General features: G+C 68.7%; 6 protein-coding genes. 5 read left to right on the top strand and 1 reads right to left on the bottom strand.

Features of this window, described 5'->3' with window-relative positions; genetic code table 11:
• From VHB27_RS05170 to uraD, 5 genes are all read left to right on the top strand, one after another.
• The coding region (locus VHB27_RS05170; RefSeq protein WP_325597883.1) for a DUF448 domain-containing protein at positions 1–716 on the top strand (716 nt) is incomplete at its 5' end.
• A 2-nt stretch (positions 717–718) separates the two neighbouring features.
• Positions 719–3,472, top strand: a complete 2,754-nt coding sequence (gene infB, locus VHB27_RS05165) for a translation initiation factor IF-2 (RefSeq protein ID WP_325597881.1) — start codon at positions 719–721, stop codon at positions 3,470–3,472.
• Complete coding sequence (rbfA, locus tag VHB27_RS05160) at positions 3,388–3,861, top strand: 30S ribosome-binding factor RbfA (RefSeq protein WP_408903974.1); 474 nt, start codon at positions 3,388–3,390, stop codon at positions 3,859–3,861. The genes infB and rbfA overlap by 85 nt, the downstream gene beginning before the upstream one ends.
• A 19-nt stretch (positions 3,862–3,880) precedes the next feature.
• Positions 3,881–5,368 carry an amidase gene (locus VHB27_RS05155; RefSeq protein ID WP_325597877.1) on the top strand — a complete coding sequence of 496 codons (1,488 nt, stop codon included), beginning with the start codon at positions 3,881–3,883 and terminating at the stop codon, positions 5,366–5,368.
• Between the two features lie 38 nt (positions 5,369–5,406).
• On the top strand, positions 5,407–6,267 hold the full coding sequence (uraD, locus tag VHB27_RS05150; protein ID WP_325597875.1) for a 2-oxo-4-hydroxy-4-carboxy-5-ureidoimidazoline decarboxylase: 861 nt from the start codon (positions 5,407–5,409) through the stop codon (positions 6,265–6,267).
• Positions 6,268–6,271: 4 nt separating this feature from the next.
• Here uraD and VHB27_RS05145 read toward each other — a convergent pair whose 3' ends face one another.
• Positions 6,272–7,939: a glycosyltransferase family protein gene (locus tag VHB27_RS05145; protein WP_325597874.1), complete on the bottom strand. Its 1,668-nt coding sequence runs from the start codon at positions 7,937–7,939 to the stop codon at positions 6,272–6,274.
• Positions 7,940–7,974: the final 35 nt, after the last annotated feature.

The following is a 7,974-nucleotide window of genomic DNA, read 5'->3' as shown; positions in this document are numbered from 1 at the left end:
GGATGATTCGTTTCGTCCTCGGTCCCGATCGCCAGGTCGTGCCTGACTTGGCCGCAAAGCTGCCCGGACGGGGAATGTGGTTGAGCGCATCTTGGGATGTGATAGAGTCGGGATCGACGTTGGGGTCTGGGCGCGCTGGCGTGACGAACGCCAAAATGAAGGGACCAGAGGAGGCTCAGCAGGAAGCCCCGGCCAAGATTTCAAGGCATGGGACCCGGCCCGGTCGGGTCGTCGCGGACAAGGCCCTGCTTCGGGCTTTTTCCCGAGCGGCACGCGGTCCGGTGACGGTGCCGGCGGATTTGCCTGGCCTTCTGCGGATGGGCTTGGAACAACGGATAACGGCCTCGCTGGGTCTGGCGCGGCGTGCCGGGCAGGCGGTTGCCGGGTTCGAAAAGGCCAGGGACTTGGTCCGGTCAGGCCGAGCCGGGCTTTTGGTGCAGGCAGCCGACGGCAGTCCGGCGGAACGTGCGCGGTTCCTCTCCGCGGCGGGCGCGGACCAGACGTCGCGGCTGGTGGTGGTTGATCCTCTCCCGGGTGCGGACCTTGGGAGGGTCTTTGGTCGTGACTACGTGGTGCATGTGGCGATCGCGCCAGGAAAATTGGCTGATTCGCTCGCGATGGACGCGGGACGGCTATCAGGGTTGACGAAGCGGTCCAATAGGACCACGGAGCAGCAAAATGCTCCGATGAACGAAGTAGCGAGTACTGACGAGTAGATATGAGCGAAAGCAACGATCAGGACGGTGGCAAGGGCCGGCTCTCCCTGCGTCCCGCAGGGCGGCTCGAACTTGGGCGGACCGTTGACGCGGGATCGGTTCGGCAAAGTTTCAGCCATGGCCGGTCAAAAGTCGTGCAAGTGGAAGTGCGCAAGAAGCGTGCGCCTGTACCGGGGCAGGGTGCGCCTGCCGGGGCGCCATCCGCGCCCCCCCCGCAGACGGGTGGCGGCAGCCCACCCGCGCCGCGTCCTCCGGCCCAGCCGGGGCGCCCCGCGCCCGGCGCCGGCCGCGCGCTGACCGCGACGGAACTCGCCGCCCGCCAGCGTGCGCTGGTCGAGCAGCAGCGCGACGCCGCTCGGCGTGAAGCGGAACGGCGCGAGCAGGAGAAGATCTCCATCCTGTCCGCCGCTGAGGAAGCCCGCCGGCGCGAGGCCGAGGCCAAGAAGGCGGCCGAGGAAGAGGAACGGCTCGCGGCCGAACGCGAAGCTGCGGAGGCCGAAGCGCGCGCCACCGAGGAAGCGGCCCAGCAGGCCGCGCAAGCGCAGGCCGAGACCGGCCAGGCGACAGCCGCGCCGACCGGCACGGCTCAGGTCGAAGCGCGGGCGCCCGGCCAGCGTCCCCAGCCGCAGCCGCCCGCCACCGCGCGGCAGCCGCAACAGGGCCAGGGACAGCCGCAGAACCGGCAGGCGGCGCCTACGCAGGCCGCCACGCCCGGTTCGGCTACCGAAACCTTGCGTCTCCGCGGCACGCGGCCCGAGGACGACGAAGAAGCGCGTCCGGTCCGGCGTCCCGGCACGGGCGGCGTGCCCGGCCGCAAGCCGCCGATGGTGCAGCCGAAGAAGGGGAGCGACGACCGCCGCCGCGCCGGCCGCATCGACGTTCAGGCCGCTATCGAGGGCGAGGACGAGAAGGTCCGCTCGCTGGCCTCGGTCCGGCGGCAGCGCGAGCGCGAGCGTCGCCAGGCGGAACTCGACCGCCTGCGTTCGGATCAGGTGAAAGTGGTGCGCGACGTCGTGCTGCCGGAACAGATCACGGTGCAGGAACTCGCCAACCGCATGGCCACGCGTGCGCCGGAGGTCATCAAGACCCTGATGCGCCTGGGCGTGATGGCGACGATCACCCAGTCGCTGGACGCGGACACGGCGGAACTGGTGGTGCAGGAATTCGGCCACCGCGTGCGCCGCGTGTCGGAATCCGACGTCGAGCTTGGCCTGGAAGGCGCGGCCGACGAGGATATCGACCTGGAGGCGCGTCCGCCTGTCGTGACCATCATGGGCCATGTCGACCACGGCAAGACCTCGCTGCTGGATGCGCTGCGCTCGACCGATGTGGCAGCCGGTGAAGCGGGCGGGATCACCCAGCATATCGGTGCGTACCAGGTCACGGTTTCGACCGGCGACCGGATCACCTTCATCGACACGCCAGGCCATGAGGCGTTCACCGCCATGCGCATGCGCGGCGCGTCGGTCACCGACATCGTCGTCCTGGTGGTCGCGGCCGACGACGGCGTGATGCCGCAGACGATCGAGGCGATCAAGCACGCCAAGGCCGCCAACGCGCCGATCATCGTCGCCATCAACAAGATGGACAAACCCGACGCCAACCCGAACCGCGTGCGCCAGGAACTGCTGTCGCACGAGATCGTGGTCGAGGCGATGGGCGGCGAGACGCAGGACGTCGAGGTCTCGGCGCTGAAGAAGCAGGGCCTGGACAAGCTGGAAGAGGCGATCCTGCTGCAAGCGGAAATCCTCGACCTGAAGGCCAATCCGCGCCGCAGCGCCGAGGGCACGGTGATCGAAAGCCGCCTGGATCGCGGACGCGGTCCGGTTGGCACGGTGCTGGTGCAGCGCGGCACGCTGGATCAGGGCGATATCGTCGTAGCCGGCGCCGAATGGGGCCGCGTGCGTGCGATGCTGGACGACAAGGGCCGTCAGTTGAAGGAAGCCGGCCCCTCCATGCCGGTCGAGTTGCTGGGCCTGAGCGGCGCGCCATCGGCCGGCGAACCCTTCGTCGTGGTGGAAAACGAAGGCCGCGCCCGCGAGATCACCGAGTTCCGCGTCCGTCGCCAGCGCGAGAAGATGGCCGGCCTCGCCGCCGGCGCCCGCGGCACGCTGGACCAGATGCTGGCGCGTATCCAGGCCGGCGAGCAGAAGGAAGTCGCCGTCCTGATCAAGGCCGACGTGCAGGGCAGCGCCGAGGCGATCCAGGCCACGGTGCTGAAGCTGGCCCACGAGGAGGTCAAGGTCCGCGTGCTGCTGGCCGGCGTCGGCCAGATCACCGAATCCGACATCCAGCTTGCGAAGGCGTCCAGCGCGATCATCATCGCCTTCAACGTCCGCGCGACGTCGCAGGCACGCGACCTGGCGCAGCGGGAAGGCGTGGATATCCGCTATTTCTCGATCATCTACGAAGTCGCCGACGACGTCGAAAAGCTGGTCAAGGGCAAGGTCGCGCCGAAGGAACGCGAGAAGTTCCTGGGCTATGCCGAGGTCCGCAAGGTGTTCAACATCACCAAGACCGGCAAGGTCGCCGGCTGCTACATCACCGAAGGCGTGGTCAAGCGCGGTGCCGGCGTGCGCGTGCTGCGCGACAACGTGGTGATCCACACCGGGGAACTGTCGCAGCTCAAGCGCTTCAAGGACGACGTCCGCGAAGTGGCTCGCGGCTATGAATGCGGCCTGTCCTTCGCCAACTTCCACGACCTGGAAGAAGGCGACGTCGTCGAGTGCTTCGAAACCGAGATGGTCCCGGCTTGAGGAAGCCAGCCCACGCGGGACCTTCTCAACGGCAACTGCGCGTGGCGGAGGAAATCCGCCACGTGCTGGCCGGCATCTTCTCCCGGCACGAGTTTCGCGACCCCGACCTGGCCGCCGCCCAGATCACCGTCACCGAAGTCCGGATCGCCCCCGACCTGAAGCGGGCCACGGCGTTCATCTCCCGCCTCGGCCGGTCCGACGTGCAGGTGCTGATCCCGGCGCTGAGCCGGGCGACGCCATATCTGCGGGGGCAGGTGGCGCAGGCGTTGCGGCTGCGCAGCGCGCCGGACCTGGTGTTCGAGCCGGATACGTCGCTGGACTACGCGATGAAGATCGAAAAGCTAATGAGCCGGCCGGACGTCGCGCGCGACCTGGACCCTGATTCTTGACGGCGCACGCGATCGCAACATGTCGGAGGCCCGGGGGTGCGCGCCCTGGGCGATGGAGTGGATCCGGCCCGCGCAGCCTGACACGCTGTTCATCAGTTCGATCACCATCGGCGAGATGACGGCCTGGCATCGCGCATCCGCCACGTCCTTGATCGCTGCGTACGCTGCGGGTTCCGTGACGCCGGTGGACGTGCTGGACGCGGTCCTGGCGCGACTGGACGCCGTCAACCCGGCCCTGAACGCCGTCATCGCCACCGACCCTGCAGCGGCTCGCCGTCAGGCCGAGGCCAGCGCGGCCCGCTGGCGCAGCAACGCCCCGCTCGGCGCGTTGGACGGCATCCCGTTCACCGTCAAGGACAACATCGTCACCGCCGCGCTGCCGACCCGTTGGGGCTGCCCGGTGTTCCGCGACTTCCAGGGCGAGCGCGACGAACTGCCCGTTGCCCGGATGCTGGCCGGCGGCGCGGTGCTGGTCGGCAAGACCAACGTCCCCGAACTCACCCTGATGGGCTATACCGACAACACGCTGTTCGGTCCCACGGGCAATCCGTGGAACCCCGCGCTGACACCCGGCGGTTCCTCGGGCGGTGCGGTTTCGGCGGTTGCCGCCGGCATCGGTCCGGTCGCGCTTGGCACCGATGGGGGCGGGTCGATCCGCCGGCCGGCGTCCCATACCGGCCTCGTCGGCCTGAAGCCGACGCCGGGACGTATCCCGCGCTGTGACGGATTGCCGGCCATCCTGCTCGATTTCGAGGTGATCGGCCCCATCGCGCGGACGGTCGGCGACATCTGGACGGTGACCCGAGCGCTGGCGGCACGGGATGCGCGCGATCCGGCCAGCCGGATGCTGCCGGATCTTGGCGCGATGCCTCCGGCGCGGCCGTCCCGCATCCTGTATGTCCCACGCTTCGGCGCTCATCCGGTCGATCCGGAGATCGCCGCCAGCGTGGCCGCTGCCGCCCGGCACATGGCCGATCTCGGTCATGAGGTCAGCGAGGGGCCGCCGCCCTTCGATCCGGACGAGGTGGCGCTGATCCAATCCACCGTCAGCGCCGCCGGGCTGGCCTGGCTGATGCGGGAACGGCAGGCGTCCCCTGCCGCTGCGATCCTGCAGCAGACCGCGGAAAGGGGTGCCGCGATGCCGGCGGCCGACCTGTTCCAGGCCCTGGATGACGTCGGGCGGCTGCGGCGGACGATGTCGGTGTTCTTCGAAACGACGGACGTCCTGATGACCCCGTCGGCCGCGGCGCTGCCCTGGCCGAAGACCGAATCGCATCCGCCCGTCATCGCCGGCCAACCGGTGGGACCGAGGGGCCATGCGGTGTTCACGGCCTTCGCCAACGCCGGGGGCCTGCCGGGTCTTGCGCTGCCATGCGAACGGTCCGCGGCCGGGCTGCCGATCGGCTTCCAGCTTGTCGGCCCGTACGGCGCCGATGCAGCCCTGCTGGCGCTCGGTCTTCAATACGAGGCCGCGCATCCCTGGGCCGATGCGTGGCCGGCAGGTTAGAACCTGCCTGTCCCGCTGCCTGTGACCGGAGCTTGCCCATGCACACGCTCGACCAGCTCAACGCCATGCCGGATACGGACTTCGTCGCCGCCCTGGCCGGCGTATTCGAGCACGCGCCCTGGGTCGCGGCGACCGCCGCCGGGGCGCGGCCGTTCGAGACCGTTGCGGCCCTGCACGCCGCGTTGATGCGGGCGGTGGAGACCGCCGAGGAAGACGTGCAGCTCGAATTCCTGCGTGGCCATCCGCCTTTGTCGCCGAAAGCGATGACCGACCCGGCGCTGACGGCGGAGTCCCGGTCGGAGCAAGGGGGGCTGGGCATGGACGCCCTGGGTGGATCGCTGGCGCGTTTCGAGACGGGGTCAGCCGACTATGAGGCCCGGTTCGGCATCCCTTTCATCACCTGCGTCCGGCGCATGACGCCGCCGTTCGTGCTGCGCGGGCTGGAACAGCGGCTGGCCAACACCAAGACCGAGGAGATCGCGGCCGCGCTGCGGGAAATCGGCTTCATCACCCGGCTTCGCCTCGTCGATCGCGTCTCGGGCCCGGGAAAGCCGCGCGTGGCGGGACATTTGTCGACCCACGTGCTCGACACCGCCCGCGGCAAGGCCGCCGAAGGTATCCGGATCGAGCTGTTCCGCGAGGGTGTGCTGATCAAGGACGGGATCACCAACCAAGACGGCCGGACGGACGAACCACTGCTGCACGGCGAACCACTGCGGATGGGCCGCTACGAGCTGCGGTTCCATGTGGAGGACTACTACGCCGGCTGGCCCAATGTGACGGACCCGCCCTGGTATGACGTCATCCCGGTCCGTTTCGGCGTGGCCGAACCCGAGGGGCACTATCATATCCCCTTGCTGCTGAACGCCTGGACCTACTCGACCTATCGGGGAAGCTGAGGCGTCAGGCCGCCTTGTCGTAATAGGCGCGGACCCGTTCCCGCTGGGCGGCGAACAGGCTTTCCCGCCGTTCCCACAGCGACCGGTACCAGGCGATCCGCGGCGCCACCTGATAGGCCAGCATCCGGTTCCTGGCCACATGTTCGCGCGCCGTGTTGGCGATCGCCTTCGCGTTCTCCGGCAGCGCCAGGATGCGCAGCAGCTGGGTCCGCAGCTCGTCCGGGCTTGCGAACAGCAGGCCGGTACGGGTGTGCTCGACGCTGTCGGCGTAGACGATCGGGCTTGCCAGGGGCGTAGCGCGGCAGGCGGCAGCCTCGATGAATTTCAGGTCGGACTTGGTGCGGTTGAACGGCGTGTCGCTCAGCGGCATGAACGAGACTTCGCAATTCCCCAGGATCTGCAGATAGGTCTCATAGTCGCAGGTCGGGGTGAATTCCTTGTGGACCACGTCCAGGGCATCGAAGAAGCCCTGGTCGTGGATCACCTGGAAACGCAGCCGCTCCCCGGCCAGGGCCGCGACTTCGTTGATCACCGGCATCAGCGGTTCCCAATCGTCCTCGCGGTTCAACGCGCCGAAGAACACCGTGATCGTATCGGGCTGGGTGTAGTTGCGGATTTCGGGCAGGCTGACCATCGCGTTGGGGAAGACCGCGACCTCCGGGTTGTGGCGCCGCAGCACCTCGGCCAGCGCCGGCGTGCTGGTCTGGACCGCGTGCGCGCCCTGGAACGACAAGGCGCCGCCGCGCTGCATCATCGGAAAGAAGTCGGGGTGGTCGTCGAACTCGGTGACCAGCAGGTTCCCGCCCTGGGTCAACGTCTCCAGCAACTTGAACCCTTGCTCGCCGCTCAGCGCCGGGCGGTGCAGCACGAAGATGCGCGGTGCGTCGTCCTGTGGCGGCCGCGTATCGATCACGTCGGTGACCTCTGTGATGACCGACGGGTCGGTGGCCATCGCGCGCAGCGGATACACGACACGGACATGGGAGACGCCGCCGACCGGCGCCAGCATGTTGCCGCGCAGGAACATACGCTGCCGCGGCTCCTTGCGCGCGCGCCAGATCAGCCGTCCCGCGCTGGCACGCTTGGCGAAGGTCTCGGGGTCGATACCCAGGTTGGCCAGCGCCGGCGCCATCGCCGCCAGGAACGGTTCGGCGAATGTCCGGCTGACCTGACACTCCATGATGTCGCAGGGGACCAGGCCGATGCGCGAAAGATGTCGCGTCACCGCCTCGACCGTGAAGCCCGCCGGCGGGGACAGCAGTTCGGCCTCCATCCGCCCGTGCAGCACGCCGTCGAGCACCTGCCAGGAGCCGGGGTTGGGCAGCGTCATGACGACGACGCCGTCCGGCGTCAGCATGGAGGCCTGGGCCGCGACGAGGCGCCAGGGATCGCTCAGCCGTTCCAGGATTCCGTCATAGAGCAGACAGTCGATGCCGTCGGGTTCGTTGAAGGGCAGGGGCGTGGCTTCGATGTCGCCGACCGCGATGGCGTTGAATCCGACGGCTGCCTGTTCCGCCCGGGCACGGTCGCTTTCGATGCCCAGCAGGCGGATCGTCGGGTTCATGGGACGGTAATGCCGTCCCAGTTCGCCGTCGCCGCAGCCCACATGCAGCAACGACCGAGCCGCGAGCGGCAACCGAGGCAGCAAATCGACGAAAGGAGATGACGTCATCTTGTGTCGATCGCTCCCGCGCACCGATATCGGAT

It is taken from the genome of Rhodopila sp. (assembly GCF_035548235.1).
Classification (GTDB): Bacteria; Pseudomonadota; Alphaproteobacteria; order Acetobacterales; family Acetobacteraceae; genus Rhodopila.
This window is presented reverse-complemented; position numbering and strand designations above follow the sequence as displayed.